The sequence below is a fragment of the Tsukamurella tyrosinosolvens genome (assembly GCF_900104775.1).
Taxonomy (GTDB): Bacteria; Actinomycetota; Actinomycetes; order Mycobacteriales; family Mycobacteriaceae; genus Tsukamurella; species Tsukamurella tyrosinosolvens.
This window is the reverse complement of the sequence record NZ_FNSA01000003.1, coordinates 4,504,465-4,517,688: the sequence shown is the minus strand read 5'-3', so window position 1 is coordinate 4,517,688 and position 13,224 is coordinate 4,504,465. Positions and strand designations below refer to the sequence as shown.

Sequence of the window (13,224 nt, the reverse complement as noted above, 5' to 3'; positions counted from 1 at the left end):
ATGATCGAAGTCGCGGGCTTGACCAAGACCTACGGGGCCGTCCAGGCGGTGAACGACCTGTCCTTCGCGGTGCGGCCCGGTCGCGTCACCGGCTTCCTGGGGCCGAACGGAGCGGGCAAGTCCACGACGATGCGGTGCATCCTCGGACTGGACCGTCCCACCGCCGGCCGCGCGACGATCGGAGGCAGCGACTACCGCGCCATCGACCGGCCGATGACGAAGGTGGGCGCGCTGCTCGACGCGAAGTGGGTGCACCCCAATCGGACTGCGCGCGACCATCTGCGCTGGCTCGCGGTGGCGAGCGGCATCCCCGTCGGGCGCGCCGACGAGTGCCTGGCGGCCGTGGGGCTGTCGGACGCGGCGCGGAAGAAGGCGGGCGGATTCTCCCTCGGCATGGCGCAGCGCCTCGGCATCGCGGGTGCGCTGCTGGGCGACCCGGGCGTGCTGCTCTTCGACGAGCCGGTCAACGGGCTCGACCCCGAGGGCATCGTCTGGGTGCGCACCTTCATGAAATCGCTCGCCGCGCAGGGCCGCACGGTCTTCGTCTCCAGCCACCTGCTGGCCGAGATGGCGCTCACCGCGGACGACGTGGTGATCGTCGGCCGCGGCCACCTGGTGTGGAACGGCACCATGGCCGACTTCATCGAGCAGAACTCCGAGCGCACCGTGCGCGTGCGCAGCCCGCGCGACAGGGAGCTCGCCAAGGCCCTCACCTCGCGCGGGCTGGCGGTGGATGCGGCGGCGGAGGCCGCTCCGGGCGGGGGCGGTCGCACCGTGCTGACCGTCCGGGGCGCCACGAGCGACGCGGTCGGCGAGATCGCCGCCGCCGAAGGGCTGCCGCTCGCCGAGCTGGCCCCGCAGAGCAGTTCGCTGGAACAGGTGTTCATGCGCCTCACGGGCGGAGCGGTGGAGTACCGCGGAACGGGAGGCATCGGATGATCGTGCGCGCTGTCCAGGCCGAATTCGTCAAGCTCGCGACGGTCCGCGCCACCAAGTGGTTGTTGATCGGATCGTCGGCGGCGGCGCTGGCGATCACCGTGATCGTGGCGCTGGTGATCCGCAACGTCGGGGAGACCGTGGACGACATCGGAGTGGTGGCCCTCGCGCCGCTCTCGGGCTTCGCCGCCCTCCCCGGTATCGCGATCACCTTCGCCGGCGTCATCGGCGTGCTGTCGGTGACCACCGAGGTCCGCTACAGCACGCTGCGGGCCACCTTCCTCGCCGTGCCCAACCGGTGGATCGCCCTGCTGGCCAAGACCTTCGTGGTGGCCGTGGTGTGCGCCGTGACCTACGCGGTGGCGATGGTCGTGGCGGTGCTGCTCTTCGGAGTGATCGTGGACGGCTCGCCGGGCGAGGTGCTGCGCTCGGGCGCGGCCTCGTTCCTCGCCTTCCCCGTCGGGACGGCCTTCGCGGCGGTCCTGGGCGTGGCGGTGGGCTGCGCGCTGCGCAACGGTGCCGGCGCCATCACCCTGCTCCTGGGCTACCTGTTCGTGGTCGACAACGTGATCACGACGATCCCGCAGACCCGCGAGGCGGGGCCCTACCTGCCGCTGTCGAACCTGCAGAACTTCATGGGCGTCCTCTTCGACGACACCTTCCCGTGGGGCGCGCCGGTGTCCTTCGTCTACCTCCTCGTCGTGATCGGCGCGCTGTGGGCCGGGGGCGTCGCACTCGTCGCGCGGCGTGACGCGTGACTCACTCGTCGCGCTCATCGATGCAGGTCACACCGCGGATGTAAGCATCGCGTGAACGTTCGTCGACGCCCCTTTCCGGCGATCGTTCGCAGTGCTACATAGGAAGGGTGACCGTCGAGAGCGCCGCCCCGCCGACCGCCCCGGACGCGCCCGTGCGGGACCCCGCGCCGGGGCTCGTGCGGCGCACCGTCGGGCGACGGGGTGTGCGGTACCTCGCGGTCCTCGTCGGGGCCTGGCTGCTGGCCGAGGCGTTGGGGCTGTTCGGGGTCCCCGCGCCCGCGCTCCTCGCGGCGCTCGTGCTGGGTGCGGTGCTCCGCATGGCGATCGGACGGGAGGTCACCGTCCCCGCCGAGGTGAGCAGGTGGACGCAGGCGTTCATCGGCGTCATGCTGGGCGGCTACCTGAATCTGGAGGCGATGCGGGCCGTCGGTCCCGTGCTCGCGCCCTTCCTCGCGATCTCCGTGCTGACCGTGCTGCTCTCGCTCGTCACCGCGTGGGCGCTGAGCCGGTGGGCCTCGGGACTCGACCAGCGCACGGCGACGCTCGGCCTCATGGCCGGAGGCTCCTCGGCGGTGGTCACCCTCTGCGACGAGCTCGGAGCGCGCAAGGACGTCGTCGGCGTGATGCAGTACTCGCGCGTGCTGCTGGTGAGCCTCACCGCCCCGTTCGTCATGGTGGGCCTGGCCGGCGGCGCCACGGCGTCGTCGCAGTCCTGGCTGCTCGACCTGCAGATCGTGGGCCGCGGGGACCAGGTGGCGGGCCTGTCCACCGCTTTCGTCTTCGCGATGGCGGGCATGTGGCTCGGCCGCAGGCTCCACCTGCCGGGCGGCGGGCTGATCGGGCCGATGTTGCTGGCCGCGGTGATCGGCGGCGCCGAGCTCACCCGCGGCTTCGCGCCGCAGGGCGCGTTCAAGGAGCTGTTGCTCATCGTCGTCGGGCTGGAGGTGGGGCTGATGTTCGACCGCCGCCTGCTGCGCCGGCTGGCGCACCTGCTGCCCGCTATCGCGGCCGGCATCGTCGTGCTGTGCGGACTGGTCGCGCTCCTCGCCGCCGCCGCGGCGTACCTGACCGGCGTGCCGCTCTCCGATGCCTACCTCGCCACCACCCCCGGCGGGATCAACGCCGTCGTCGCCAGCGCCGCCGGCAGCGCGGAGGCCGACATGGCGCTCATCGCGACCGTCCAGAGCCTGCGGCTCATCATCGTCGTGCTGGCGTTGCCGCTGGTGGTGGCCGCGATGAACCGCTGGTCGGGGCTCAGGGCTGCTCGCGGAGCCGCCACGACGCATTGACGGGGCCGTGGCCCGCGCCGACGGGGTACGCGGCCGCGAGGGACCGGGTGACCCACTCCTTGCCGAAGGCTACGGCGTCGGGGACGTCGAAGCCGTGCGCCATCGCGCACACCGTCGCCGCGCCGAGCGTGTCGCCCGCGCCGTGATCGTGCCGGGTGTCCAGGCGCGGCGCCTCGAACTCGAGGAACTCGGCACCGTCGTACAGCACGTCCGTGCTGGTGGACGCCGTGCGCAGATGGCCGCCCTTGACCAGCGCCCAGCGCGGGCCGAGGGCGTGCAGCGCGCGTGCGGCGTCGCGCTGCGTCGGCTCGTCGACGACGTCGATGCCGGTGATGAGGCGCACCTCGTCGAGGTTGGGGGTGACCAGGTGCGCGAGCGGGAACAGGCGGCGCAGCAGGGTCTCCAGTGCCTCCGGGGTGAGCAGGGGGTCGCCGTGCTGCGAGGCGCAGACGGGGTCGACGAGGAACGGGATGCGCGCGCCGATCCCGAGTTCCTCGGCGGTGTCGGCGATCGCGTCGATGATCCCCGCGGTCGCCAGCATGCCGGTCTTGGCGGCCCCGATTCCGATGTCCTGCACCACCGCGCGGATCTGGCCCGCGACGGTCTCGGGCGGGATCGGGTGGAAACCGGTGACGCCGAGGCTGTTCTGCACCGTGACCGCCGTGACGGCGCTCGTGCCGTGCACGCCGGCGAGCGCGAAGGTCCGCAGGTCCGATTGGAGCCCCGCGGCACCGCCGGAATCGGACCCCGCGATCGTCATCACCCGTACCGGGGTCTCGCCGTTCGCGGGCAGGGGGAGGAACTGCATGGGCCGAGGATACCGCCGCGAACGGCCAGGTCGGCGGGTGCGTCCGGCGGGAAAAGGCGTTGCGGCCGCAATCCGCGACTCCTATCGTCGACCTGCTCGCCACGCTCGGACGACCGGAAGGAGGTGCGGGATGAGCACGTTCGTCTCCGCGCCGCCGGTGCGGGTGTTCAACGCTGACTACAGCCCGCTCGACGCGGTGCACTGGCAGGACGCCGTCGGCATGATGCTCCGCGAGGTGGCCCTCGTCCTGGAGCCGCACGACCCGCCGCGGGTGCTGCGCTCCCCGAGCACCGTGATCGAGGTGCCGAAGTCGATGCTGCTCGTGCGGTACGCCGCGGTGCCGTACCGCCGCACCGCGGATCACGCGAGCCGGTCCGAGATCCTGCGCCGCGACGATTCCACCTGCCAGTACGCGGGCTGCGGCGCGCGGGCCACGACGATCGACCACGTCTTCCCGCGCTCCCGCGGCGGCGGCAACACGTGGACGAACCTCGTCGCGTGCTGCGCGGAGTGCAACCACCGCAAGGCGGATCGCACGCCCGCAGAGGCGGGCATGCGCCTCGTGCGCGAGCCCTTCCGCCCGGCGGCGGTCTGACCCCCGCCCCGATTGAACACCGTTTCTGTTCACTCCGACCCGCGGTTTCCCTGTCGTGAACGGTGTTCAATCGGGGGTGGCGACCGCCCAGAGGGGGTTGACGGGGCCGTGGCCGGCGCCGAGGGGGTAGGCCCAGCGCAGGCCCTCGGTGACCCACGCCTTGCCGAACTCGACGGCGGCGGGCACCGTCGCGCCATGGGCGAGGGCCGCGGTGGTCGCCGCGGCCAGGGTGTCACCGGCGCCGTGGTCGTGCCCCGTCGGGACGCGCGGCGCGGTGAACTCGACGGACTCGGCGCCGTCGGTGAGCAGGTCGGGGCTCTCGGGCGAATCGCGCAGGTGACCGCCCTTCACCAGCGCCCACTGCGCGCCGAGCGTCAACAGGGCGTCGGCCGCCGCGGCCTGCGTGGCGGCGTCCACCACCTCGATCCCCGTGATCAGCCGGACCTCGTCCAGGTTGGGGGTGACCAGCGTGGCGCGGGGGAGGAGAACGGTGCGCAGCGCGTCGAGCGCCTCGGTCGCGAGCAGCGGATCGCCGTGCATCGACGCGGCCACCGGGTCGACGACGAGCGGCACCGGACGGCCGTTGCCGATGCCCTCGGCGTCCGCGGCGGCGGCCACGGACTCGATGATCGCCGTGGACGCCAGCATCCCGGTCTTCGCGGCCTCGACGCCGATGTCCCCGGCGACGGAACGGATCTGGGCCCCGACGATCGCGGGGTCGACGCCTCGGAAGTCCTGCACGCCCACGCTGTTCTGCACCGTGACGGCGGTGATCGCGACGCAGGCGTGCAGGCCGAGCACGGCGAAGGTGCGCATGTCGGCCTGGATGCCCGCGCCGCCACCGGAATCCGAGCCGGCGATGGTCAGGACGCGGCGGGGCGCCGTGCCCTGCGGGGCGGTCGGCAGGCGCGACGGTGCGCCGACCGCCACCGTCGCCCGCCCGGTGACGCCGCCCGTCATGCCCGGGACGGCTCCAGCGGGATGTACACGCGCCCACCGGCGTCGGCGAACTCCTGCGACTTCGCCGCCATGTCGGCCGCCAGCTTGGCGTCGATGTCCTCCTGCGTCACGAGGTTGTGCTCCTCGGCGTAGGCGCGCACGTCGGCGCTGATCCGCATCGAGCAGAACTTCGGGCCGCACATGGAGCAGAAGTGCGCGGTCTTGGCCGGCTCGGCGGGCAGCGTCTCGTCGTGGAACTCGCGCGCGGTGTCCGGATCCAACGAGAGGTTGAACTGGTCCACCCAGCGGAACTCGAAGCGCGCCTTCGACAGTTCGTCGTCGCGGGACTGCGCGCCGGGATGTCCCTTGGCGAGATCGGCGGCGTGCGCCGCGATCTTGTACGTGATGACGCCGGTCTTCACGTCGTCGCGGTTGGGCAGGCCGAGGTGCTCCTTCGGCGTCACGTAGCAGAGCATCGCCGTGCCCGCCTGGGCGATGATCGCAGCGCCGATCGCGGAGGTGATGTGGTCGTACGCCGGCGCGATGTCGGTGGCGAGCGGGCCGAGCGTGTAGAACGGCGCCTCCTCGCACAGCTCCTCCTCGAGCCGCACGTTCTCCACGATCTTGTGCATCGGGACGTGGCCCGGGCCCTCGATCATCACCTGCACGCCATAGGACTTCGCGATCTTCGTCAGCTCGCCCAGGGTGCGGAGCTCGGCGAACTGGGCCTCGTCGTTGGCGTCCGCGATGGAGCCGGGGCGGAGGCCGTCGCCGAGGGAGAAGGTCACGTCGTACTCGCGGAGGATCTCGCACAGCTCGCGGAAGTGCGTGTACAGGAAGGACTCCTCGTGGTGCGCGAGGCACCACGCCGCCATGATCGAGCCGCCGCGGCTGACGATGCCGGTGACCCGGTTCGCGGCGAGCGGCACGTAGCGCAGCAGCACGCCGGCGTGCACGGTCATGTAGTCGACGCCCTGCTCGCACTGCTCGATCACGGTGTCCCGGAAGATCTCCCAGGTCAGCTTGGTCGGGTCGCCCTTGACCTTCTCCAGCGCCTGGTAGATCGGGACGGTGCCCACGGGGACCGGCGCGTTGCGCATGATCCACTCGCGGGTCTCGTGGATGTCCTTGCCGGTCGAGAGGTCCATGATGGTGTCGCCGCCCCAGCGCGTGGCCCAGACCATCTTCTCGACCTCCTCGGCGATGGAGCTCGTGACCGCCGAGTTGCCGATGTTCGCGTTGATCTTCACGGCGAAGGCCTTGCCGATGATGGCGGGCTCCAGCTCGGGGTGCTTGCGATTGGCGGGGATCACCGCGCGGCCGGCGGCGACCTCCTCGCGGACCTTCTCCGGATCGAAGCCCTCCCGGGCGGCGACGAAGCGCATCTCATCGGTGATGATTCCCGCACGGGCCCAGGCGAGTTGGGTGCTCGCGCCGTCGACGGCGGCGGGCTTGTTCCAGGCGTCGCGGGTCTTGGGCAGGCCCTCGGCGAGGTCGTGCAGCTGGTCCTCGGCGACGTACTGCGTGTACGGGCCGGAGGTGTCGTAGACGTCGTGGTGATCGCCGTTGGTGAGGGCGATGCGCCGGAACGGGACGTGCAGGTCACCGTCGGTGCCGGGCACGGTGAGGTACTGCTTCTGCGAGCCCTCGATCGGGCCGACGGTGACGGTGGAGACGGGGGTGGATGACGAAACAGGCATGCGGGACTCCTCTTCCCTACGCCGGCATTACCCGGACAGGTTCGTACGGTCGACGCCCGCGATAGACGTCCTCTCAGCTCACTGCGGTGAGCTCCCGTGTGGTGTGCGTTACCGAGGGTAGCGCAATCCCCGAGGAGTCTCAGGCGATCCGCACGCCCCGGGGCAGGTTCGCAGCGGGAACCCGCAGGCGGCGGGCCGCGAACGCGAGCCCGATCCCACCGAGCGCCAGGTTCGCCAGCAGGCCCCAGTACCAGGTGTGGCCTACCGCGGAGACGTCCTCGTCGTAGTAGTAGTCGACGTAGTACTCGGACGAGCGGCTCGGAGAATCGGACGCGCAGCGGCGCTCCCGCGGCGCTCCCTCTCCGGCCCGGAATATCGCCGCGCCGTCGGCGAGAGCGCCGAGGCCGGTCTCATCGGGGCGCGGTGCTTCGTCGGAGGTGTCCCCTGCGGACGATGCGTACGGGGTTCGATCGCGCCCGGGGTCCGATGCGCTGGCGGCGTCGGCGAAGACGACGGCGGGATTGGGGGCGATGATCCACCAGATCCTATTGGTGTGTGCAATCTCCCGTGTCGATCTGTATTCGCGGCACGTCGATTGGCCGGTGGTTCGGTCGTAGTCCCAGTCCGTCGTGGTGTAAGCGACGCGCTCCGTCGTGGTGGGGACGAGAGCCGCAGCCACGACGGGAAGGCCGATCAGCAGGAAGAGCATCGTGAGCTGAGTGACGGCCGCCGACCCGATCGGCCGTGAGAAGAACGCAGACATTCCTAGCCCGATTCCGCAGTAGGCCAGGAAGAGCAGAGCGACCACAGCGATGCCCAGCACTGACCGGCTGGCCGGATACGGCGCCTCGATGATCGCCCACACGAGATACGGCGCGGACACGACGAGGAGAGCGCACGAGGCGACCCATGCGCCGAGGAGCTTTCCCGTGGCGAGTTGCAGGCCGCTGGCGGGTGTCGCCTGGACGACGGCCAGCGTGGCGTCCTTGCGGTCGCCGTTGATCGACGTCGCCGTCATCGTCGGAGCGATGACCAGGCCGAGGAAGCCGACGAAGCCCAGGACGAAGAAGTAGAGATTCGGGCCCCACTCGTCGCCCGGGGTGCCGTGATTGCCCTGTGCGCTGAACCACCGGGACCCGAAGACCACGAGGCTCACGAACGCGAAGAACACGCCCAACAGGACGCGCCAGCGGGTGGCACGGGTGCGTTGGCGAAGTTCCAACCCGGTGAGCACGCCGACGGTGCGCCACCATCCGGTGAAGCCGTTCATGTGCGATCAGCCTCCAGTGCGAAGTACGAGTCCTCGAGGGCATTGGTGGCGCGGGCGAACTCGACGACCCCGGCACCGTCGGCGATCCGCTGCGCGAGGTGTGCGGCGGCGTCGGCCTCGGAGTCGAAGGTGAGATACGTTCCCCCGCTCGGTGGCTCGCCGAGCAGTCGGATCCGCCACCGGGTCACGGCGGATTCCGGTGGTGCCTCGGTGCGGCCGCGGGCCATCATGACGACGTCGTCCACCATCTCTCCGAGCTCCGAGAGGATGTGCGAGGAGACGAGCACGGCGACGCCGCTGTCGGCGAGGGCGCGGAGCGAGTCGCGCAGCTCGAACCGGGACCGCGGGTCCATGCCGGAGGCCGGTTCGTCGAGCAGGAGGATCGGCGGGTGGTGGACCATCGCGCGGGCGAAGCCGAGCCGTTGCTTCTGCCCGCGGGAGAGCACCTGCGCCGGCCGGTCCGCGAACTCCGTCAGGTGCACGCGTGCCAGCAGGTCCGTCGCGCGGGTGCGGGCCTCGCCCGACGGGATGCCGTACAGCTTCGCGAAGGTGGTGAGGATCTCGGTGGGGGTCAGCGAATCCCACGTGCCGAAGACGTCGGGCATCCATCCGACGCGGGAGCGCAGCGCCTCGGGGGCGACGGGCGCACCGTCGAGCTCGATGGTGCCGGACGACGGCCGGAGCAGGCCCGCGAGCATGAGCAGCAGGGTCGTCTTGCCCGCACCGTTCGGACCGACCAGGCCGACGATGCGGCCGGGCGGCAGCGTGAGGGTCGCGTCGGCGACCGCGACGTGCTGTCTGAAGGTGCGCGTGAGTCCGCGGGCGACCAGCGTCATGGCCTCACAGTAGCGGCGTTTCGATATTCACGATCGAGAAATGTGACAGATGTGAAAACACCCGTCGCGAGTGCGCCGACTTGTCGGGGTTCCAGCGTACGGTGGAGTGATCCGCATCACATGGAGGTGTTCATGGCTGACAAGGTCGAGGTTCCCCCGCCCACGCTGGAACTGGGGGAGCCGTTGCGTCTCTTCGACAATCCGGTGCGCGACCGGTACGAACTCTGGTCGGGCGACGAGCTCATCGGGGTGGAGGGGTACGAGGTCACCGAGCACGGTGACGTGATCCTCCTGCACACGGTGGTCATGGAGAAGTTCGGCAAGCAGGGCTTCGCGCGCGCCCTCGTCTCGGGGGTCCTGGACGACCTGCGCTCCCGCGGCCGGAGGGTGATCCCGGTGTGCACCTACGTGCGCTCGTTCCTCGCGCGGTTCCCGCAGTACCAGGACGTCGTCGACTCGGCGGCGCACACCTAGTAGCCGGGCAGCGCGCGGTACGAGAAGCCGACCCGGTCGCGGGCGTCCGTCACCTCGACGACCTCGACGGGCTCCCGGATCGTGATCCCGGCGACCCGTGCTGTCACCGTCAGCCGCTGACCGGGTTCGGCGGGGCCGTCGGTCGACACGGCGAAACCGCTCCGTGTCTTCACCGCCCACCGCAGCACGTCGTGCGCGGCGCGGGCGAAGTCGTCGTCGCCGTGACCGATCACCGCGGTGACCTGCGCACGACGGTGGTCGTCCGGGCTCGGGCCCCACGCCGGCTCGGCGGGCGCCGTCATCGCGCCTCGGCCCAGTAGTGGTAGCCGTGATGGTGCGTGAAGCCGGTCGCGCGGTAGAGGTCCCGCGCGACGGCGTTCTCGAGGGTGACCTCGAGGAAGACGCGCGGCGCGCCCGCGTCCGCCGCCCGCGCGCGCAGCGCGCCGAGCAGCCGAGTCGCGAGCCCCCGTCGGCGCTGCTCGGGCGCGACGGCCATCGAGCCGATCCCGCCCCACGTCGTCCCGGCCGCGTCGGTGGTGAGGGCGAGCCGTCCGGCCGCGGCGGGCGCACCGTCGGCCCCGGCGATCGACGCGAACAGCGCGACCCCGTCGACCGAGGTCACGAGCGGTGCGGCGGTCCCGGTGAGGGAGAGCCACGCGGCGTCGGGCGCATCGGCGAACCGGACCTGCGGATCCGCTCCGCCGGCGGTGGCCGGCGCGGTGAGCACCTCGGTCGGCTGCACCACGGGCGCGAGGCCGGACGCCCCCGGCAGGACGCGATCGGAGAGCGTCAGGCGCAGCGGCAGGTCACGGGCGGCGTACCAGGCGCGCACCCCGTCGAGCCGGTCGAGCGCGGCATCCGGGTGCAGCGGCGCGGCGGCGTTCGCGCGGTGTCCGGGCAGGCCCGGGGCGGCGCGGCACAGCCACCCGTCGATCCACTCCCGCTCGACCGACCACCACGACCTGGCCCGGGCGAGGTCGAGCGACCGGATCTCGCTCGCCCGGACGGGGCGGGGCGGCACCGTCTTCGCCCGGACGATCTCGGCGCGGGGGATCGCGTGCTCGGCGCCGTCGCGATCGGCGCGGACGATCAGCGGGTCACCGTCGGACAGCAGGGTGCCGAGGACGTCCGAGGCCTGCCCGGACGGCAGCAGCCGCCGGATCACCACCCGGTCGCCGGGCGCGGGCACGTCAGTGGCCGAAGGGGTCTTCGACGGTGCCCGGCACCCAGGTCAGGCCCGGCACGTTCCAGCCCTGCTTCTTGATGAACTTCTTCGCCTGCCGGGCGTACCGGCCGGTGAGGACGTCGGTGTAGAGGAAGCCGTCGAGGTGGCCGGTCTCGTGCTGCAGCATCCGGGCGAAGAAGCCGGTGCCCTCGATCTCGACCGTGTCGCCGTTGCGGTCGGTGCCGACGACCTTCGCCCAGTCGGCGCGGCCCGTCGGGAAGGACTCGCCGGGGACGGAGAGGCAGCCCTCCCAGTCGTCGTCGGGGTCCGGCATCGTCTCGGGGATCTCCGACGTGGTGAGGACGGGGTTGATCACCTCGCCGCGGCGGCGCTCGCGGGTCTCCTCGTCGGGGCAGTCGTAGACGAACAGCCGCAGGTCGCGGCCCACCTGGTTGCCGGCGAGGCCGACGCCGTTGGCGACGTCCATGGTCTCGTACATGTCGTCGAGCAGCGCCACGATCTCGGCCGACGGCTTGCCGTCCGCGTCCAGCTCGACGGGCCTCGTGGGGGAGTGCAGCACCGGGTCGCCGACGATGACGATGGGGAGAACGGACATGGCTACACGGTAGTCGGGGGTGGTGCGGGTCGCACCGGCGCACCGGGCGTGGTGGGCCCCGGCGGCGCGGGAGCTGTGCGACACGCGCCCGTAGCCCCCTGGCGCCGCCGCCCGTCGTGGTTAGATTGACGCGAACTACAGAAGTGTCATTTCGAATGCGAGGGGAACGCATGGAGGGCGCCGGTGCGGCCGCGCAGAAGACGGTCCGAACTGACGCGCAGCCCGTCGACGAGCGCGGCGAGGACGGCCTGACCAGGCGCGAGCACGACATCCTGGCCTTCGAGCGCCAGTGGTGGAAGTACGCCGGGGCCAAGGAGGACGCGATCAAGGAGCTCTTCGGGCTCTCCGCGACCCGGTACTACCAGGTGCTCAACGCCCTGGTCGACACGCCCGAGGCGCTGGCCGCCGACCCCATGCTCGTCAAGCGCCTGCGGCGCGTCCGGGCCAGCCGGCAGAAGGCCCGCGCCGCCCGCAAGCTCGGCTTCGAGATCACGTGATCCGATACAGTCGGGTGTCGTGAGCACTCAGAACACCCGCGCCGTCCCGATCCGGACCATCATCATGATCCTGATCTCGGCTGCGATCATCCTCGCAGCTGTCGGGGTCCATGGGCTCGTGACCCGCGACGACGATCCCCAGGCCGCGCTCAACGCGCAGGAGGCCAAGATCAAGGCCGCCGCGACCGAGACGGCGCAGCCCGCCGCCGACAAGCCGCCGGTGTGCCTGATCTCCGTCGCCAGGGCGCCGGTCGCCGACGCGCGGGACAAGCTCACGAAGGCCGGATACACCGTGCAGGGTGAGGCCGCTGCCGCCTGGCCGAACCGGCCCGCCGCGCCGCGCGCCACCACCGTCTACTTCGAGGACGGCGGCGAGGACGCCGCCAAGACGGTCTCCACGGCGCTCCCCGGCTCCGCGACCGCCGCGCGGCCCGCGGGGCTCGAGGTGTGCGAGGGCGCGCTGGCCGTCGCCGTCGTCAAAAAGTAGCCGGCGACGGGCGGAGCGGGGACCTGTCCCTCGCCGCGAGAGCGGCCCCGATATGATTTCGGGCAACACCAGCCCCAGGGCGGCCCGGCCCCGGTAGCCGTCGCATAAGGAGTCATCGATGACGAAGCGTCAGTTCCTCGCCCCGATCGCGATCCTTCCGGTGGCGGCTATCGCCCTGGCCGGCTGTACGACGAACGAGAAGCCCTCGGACACGCCCGGAACGAACCCCGCGGTCGTCACCGGCGCGACGGTGCCCGGTCAGGGCCCGGTCCGGAGCCTGGACCCGAACGCCGCCCACGGCGAGGAGAAGCCGGGCGAGAGCGCACCGTCGGCCGGTGCCGCGGAGGCCTCGCTCGTCAAGCCCGACGGCAGCAGCGCCGGCAAGGCCACCTTCTCCGAGAAGGACGGCGTCGTGGTGATCGACGTCCGCGTGACCGGCCTGCCCGCGGGCTTCCACGGCATGCACATCCACGAGGTGGGCAAGTGCGAGCCGAACTCGGTCGCCAAGAACGGCGCCCCGGGATCGGCCACCAACTTCGGCTCCGCGGGCGGCCACTGGCAGAAGCCCGGCGCCTCCGGCCACCCCATGACGGGCGACCTGGTCTCGGTCTACGTCAACGCCAACGGCACGGGCCAGACCGTCACCAGCACCGGCGCCTTCACCCTCGCCGACATCAAGAAGAACACCGACGGCAACGCGCTCATGATCCACGCGGGCCCCGACAACTTCGGCAACATCCCGTCGGCGCGCTACACCAATGTCGTTCCGGGCCAGCCCGTGCCCGACGAGACCACCCTCAACACCGGCGACGCCGGCGGCCGCATCGCGTGCGGCGTGATCAAGGTCGGTTAGC

General features: G+C 71.7%; 16 protein-coding genes and 1 riboswitch. Of the genes, 8 read left to right on the top strand and 8 right to left on the bottom strand.

The window, feature by feature from the left end; genetic code table 11:
* The 3 genes from BLW32_RS24440 (at window position 1) to BLW32_RS24430 (ending at window position 2,983) form a co-directional block, all read left to right on the top strand.
* Window positions 1-939: an ABC transporter ATP-binding protein gene (locus BLW32_RS24440; RefSeq protein WP_068522932.1), complete on the top strand. Its 939-nt coding sequence runs from the start codon at window positions 1-3 to the stop codon at window positions 937-939.
* Entirely contained in the window at window positions 936-1,694 is a 759-nt protein-coding gene (locus BLW32_RS24435) for an ABC transporter permease (protein ID WP_068741390.1), read from the top strand. Before BLW32_RS24440 ends, BLW32_RS24435 begins: the two co-directional genes overlap by 4 nt.
* Before the next feature lie 107 nt (window positions 1,695-1,801).
* Entirely contained in the window at window positions 1,802-2,983 is a 1,182-nt protein-coding gene (locus BLW32_RS24430) for an AbrB family transcriptional regulator (RefSeq protein ID WP_225535621.1), read from the top strand.
* On the opposite strand, the gene thiD (BLW32_RS24425) is transcribed toward BLW32_RS24430, so the two are convergent.
* Window positions 2,949-3,791 (bottom strand): bifunctional hydroxymethylpyrimidine kinase/phosphomethylpyrimidine kinase, encoded by an 843-nt coding sequence (gene thiD / locus BLW32_RS24425; RefSeq protein ID WP_068741391.1) that lies wholly within the window; start codon window positions 3,789-3,791, stop codon window positions 2,949-2,951. The genes BLW32_RS24430 and thiD (BLW32_RS24425) overlap by 35 nt on opposite strands.
* A 130-nt stretch (window positions 3,792-3,921) precedes the next feature.
* Between thiD (BLW32_RS24425) and BLW32_RS24420 the strand changes: the two genes are divergently transcribed.
* Window positions 3,922-4,386: an HNH endonuclease gene (locus BLW32_RS24420; RefSeq protein ID WP_068522928.1), complete on the top strand. Its 465-nt coding sequence runs from the start codon at window positions 3,922-3,924 to the stop codon at window positions 4,384-4,386.
* A gap of 66 nt (window positions 4,387-4,452) precedes the next feature.
* Here BLW32_RS24420 and thiD (BLW32_RS24415) read toward each other — a convergent pair whose 3' ends face one another.
* From thiD (BLW32_RS24415) to BLW32_RS24400, 4 genes are all read right to left on the bottom strand, one after another.
* Window positions 4,453-5,346, bottom strand: coding sequence for a bifunctional hydroxymethylpyrimidine kinase/phosphomethylpyrimidine kinase (thiD, locus tag BLW32_RS24415; protein WP_068741392.1), 894 nt, complete (start codon window positions 5,344-5,346; stop codon window positions 4,453-4,455).
* Window positions 5,343-7,025, bottom strand: a complete 1,683-nt coding sequence (gene thiC, locus BLW32_RS24410; RefSeq protein WP_068741393.1) for a phosphomethylpyrimidine synthase ThiC — start codon at window positions 7,023-7,025, stop codon at window positions 5,343-5,345. Before thiC ends, thiD (BLW32_RS24415) begins: the two co-directional genes overlap by 4 nt.
* Window positions 7,021-7,133, bottom strand: a riboswitch (TPP riboswitch). Its footprint overlaps the gene before it by 5 nt.
* Window positions 7,134-7,164: 31 nt before the next feature.
* Window positions 7,165-8,295 carry an ABC transporter permease gene (locus BLW32_RS24405; protein ID WP_068741394.1) on the bottom strand — a complete coding sequence of 377 codons (1,131 nt, stop codon included), beginning with the start codon at window positions 8,293-8,295 and terminating at the stop codon, window positions 7,165-7,167.
* Complete coding sequence (locus BLW32_RS24400) at window positions 8,292-9,131, bottom strand: ABC transporter ATP-binding protein (RefSeq protein ID WP_068741395.1); 840 nt, start codon at window positions 9,129-9,131, stop codon at window positions 8,292-8,294. The genes BLW32_RS24405 and BLW32_RS24400 overlap by 4 nt, the downstream gene beginning before the upstream one ends.
* A gap of 132 nt (window positions 9,132-9,263) precedes the next feature.
* On the opposite strand from BLW32_RS24400, the gene BLW32_RS24395 reads away from it, so the two are divergent.
* The gene (locus BLW32_RS24395; protein WP_068741652.1) at window positions 9,264-9,605 is read left to right on the top strand and encodes a GNAT family N-acetyltransferase; all 342 of its coding nucleotides are present in this window, start codon (window positions 9,264-9,266) and stop codon (window positions 9,603-9,605) included.
* On the opposite strand, the gene BLW32_RS24390 is transcribed toward BLW32_RS24395, so the two are convergent.
* Genes BLW32_RS24390 through BLW32_RS24380 form a run of 3 tightly spaced genes read right to left on the bottom strand, consistent with a single transcriptional unit; the run spans window position 9,602 to window position 11,386 of the window.
* Window positions 9,602-9,907, bottom strand: a complete 306-nt coding sequence (locus tag BLW32_RS24390; RefSeq protein WP_068741396.1) for a DUF1990 family protein — start codon at window positions 9,905-9,907, stop codon at window positions 9,602-9,604. The genes BLW32_RS24395 and BLW32_RS24390 overlap by 4 nt on opposite strands.
* Window positions 9,904-10,794 (bottom strand): GNAT family N-acetyltransferase, encoded by an 891-nt coding sequence (locus BLW32_RS24385; RefSeq protein WP_068741397.1) that lies wholly within the window; start codon window positions 10,792-10,794, stop codon window positions 9,904-9,906. Before BLW32_RS24385 ends, BLW32_RS24390 begins: the two co-directional genes overlap by 4 nt.
* 1 nt (window position 10,795) lies before the next feature.
* Window positions 10,796-11,386: a peptide deformylase gene (locus tag BLW32_RS24380; protein ID WP_068522922.1), complete on the bottom strand. Its 591-nt coding sequence runs from the start codon at window positions 11,384-11,386 to the stop codon at window positions 10,796-10,798.
* A 170-nt stretch (window positions 11,387-11,556) separates the two neighbouring features.
* Between BLW32_RS24380 and napA the strand changes: the two genes are divergently transcribed.
* The 3 genes from napA (at window position 11,557) to sodC (ending at window position 13,223) form a co-directional block, all read left to right on the top strand.
* On the top strand, window positions 11,557-11,883 hold the full coding sequence (gene napA / locus BLW32_RS24375) for a nucleoid-associated protein NapA (RefSeq protein WP_068522921.1): 327 nt from the start codon (window positions 11,557-11,559) through the stop codon (window positions 11,881-11,883).
* 19 nt (window positions 11,884-11,902) lie between these two features.
* Window positions 11,903-12,370, top strand: a complete 468-nt coding sequence (locus BLW32_RS24370; RefSeq protein WP_068741398.1) for a LytR C-terminal domain-containing protein — start codon at window positions 11,903-11,905, stop codon at window positions 12,368-12,370.
* Window positions 12,371-12,488: 118 nt separating this feature from the next.
* The gene (gene sodC, locus BLW32_RS24365; RefSeq protein ID WP_068522919.1) at window positions 12,489-13,223 is read left to right on the top strand and encodes a superoxide dismutase[Cu-Zn]; all 735 of its coding nucleotides are present in this window, start codon (window positions 12,489-12,491) and stop codon (window positions 13,221-13,223) included.
* The last annotated feature ends 1 nt before the right edge of the window (window position 13,224 follow it).

What these genes read in the sequence shown, in the direction of transcription:
- BLW32_RS24440 (WP_068522932.1), top strand. Translation starts at nt 1, where the DNA reads ATGATCGAAGTCGCGGGCTTGACCAAGACCTACGGGGCCGTCCAGGCG.
- BLW32_RS24435 (WP_068741390.1), top strand. Translation starts at nt 936, where the DNA reads ATGATCGTGCGCGCTGTCCAGGCCGAATTCGTCAAGCTCGCGACGGTC.
- thiD (WP_068741391.1), bottom strand. Translation starts at nt 3,791, where the DNA reads ATGCAGTTCCTCCCCCTGCCCGCGAACGGCGAGACCCCGGTACGGGTG.
- BLW32_RS24420 (WP_068522928.1), top strand. Translation starts at nt 3,922, where the DNA reads ATGAGCACGTTCGTCTCCGCGCCGCCGGTGCGGGTGTTCAACGCTGAC.
- thiD (WP_068741392.1), bottom strand. Translation starts at nt 5,346, where the DNA reads ATGACGGGCGGCGTCACCGGGCGGGCGACGGTGGCGGTCGGCGCACCG.
- thiC (WP_068741393.1), bottom strand. Translation starts at nt 7,025, where the DNA reads ATGCCTGTTTCGTCATCCACCCCCGTCTCCACCGTCACCGTCGGCCCG.
- BLW32_RS24405 (WP_068741394.1), bottom strand. Translation starts at nt 8,295, where the DNA reads ATGAACGGCTTCACCGGATGGTGGCGCACCGTCGGCGTGCTCACCGGG.
- BLW32_RS24400 (WP_068741395.1), bottom strand. Translation starts at nt 9,131, where the DNA reads ATGACGCTGGTCGCCCGCGGACTCACGCGCACCTTCAGACAGCACGTC.
- BLW32_RS24395 (WP_068741652.1), top strand. Translation starts at nt 9,264, where the DNA reads ATGGCTGACAAGGTCGAGGTTCCCCCGCCCACGCTGGAACTGGGGGAG.
- BLW32_RS24390 (WP_068741396.1), bottom strand. Translation starts at nt 9,907, where the DNA reads ATGACGGCGCCCGCCGAGCCGGCGTGGGGCCCGAGCCCGGACGACCAC.
- BLW32_RS24380 (WP_068522922.1), bottom strand. Translation starts at nt 11,386, where the DNA reads ATGTCCGTTCTCCCCATCGTCATCGTCGGCGACCCGGTGCTGCACTCC.
- napA (WP_068522921.1), top strand. Translation starts at nt 11,557, where the DNA reads ATGGAGGGCGCCGGTGCGGCCGCGCAGAAGACGGTCCGAACTGACGCG.
- sodC (WP_068522919.1), top strand. Translation starts at nt 12,489, where the DNA reads ATGACGAAGCGTCAGTTCCTCGCCCCGATCGCGATCCTTCCGGTGGCG.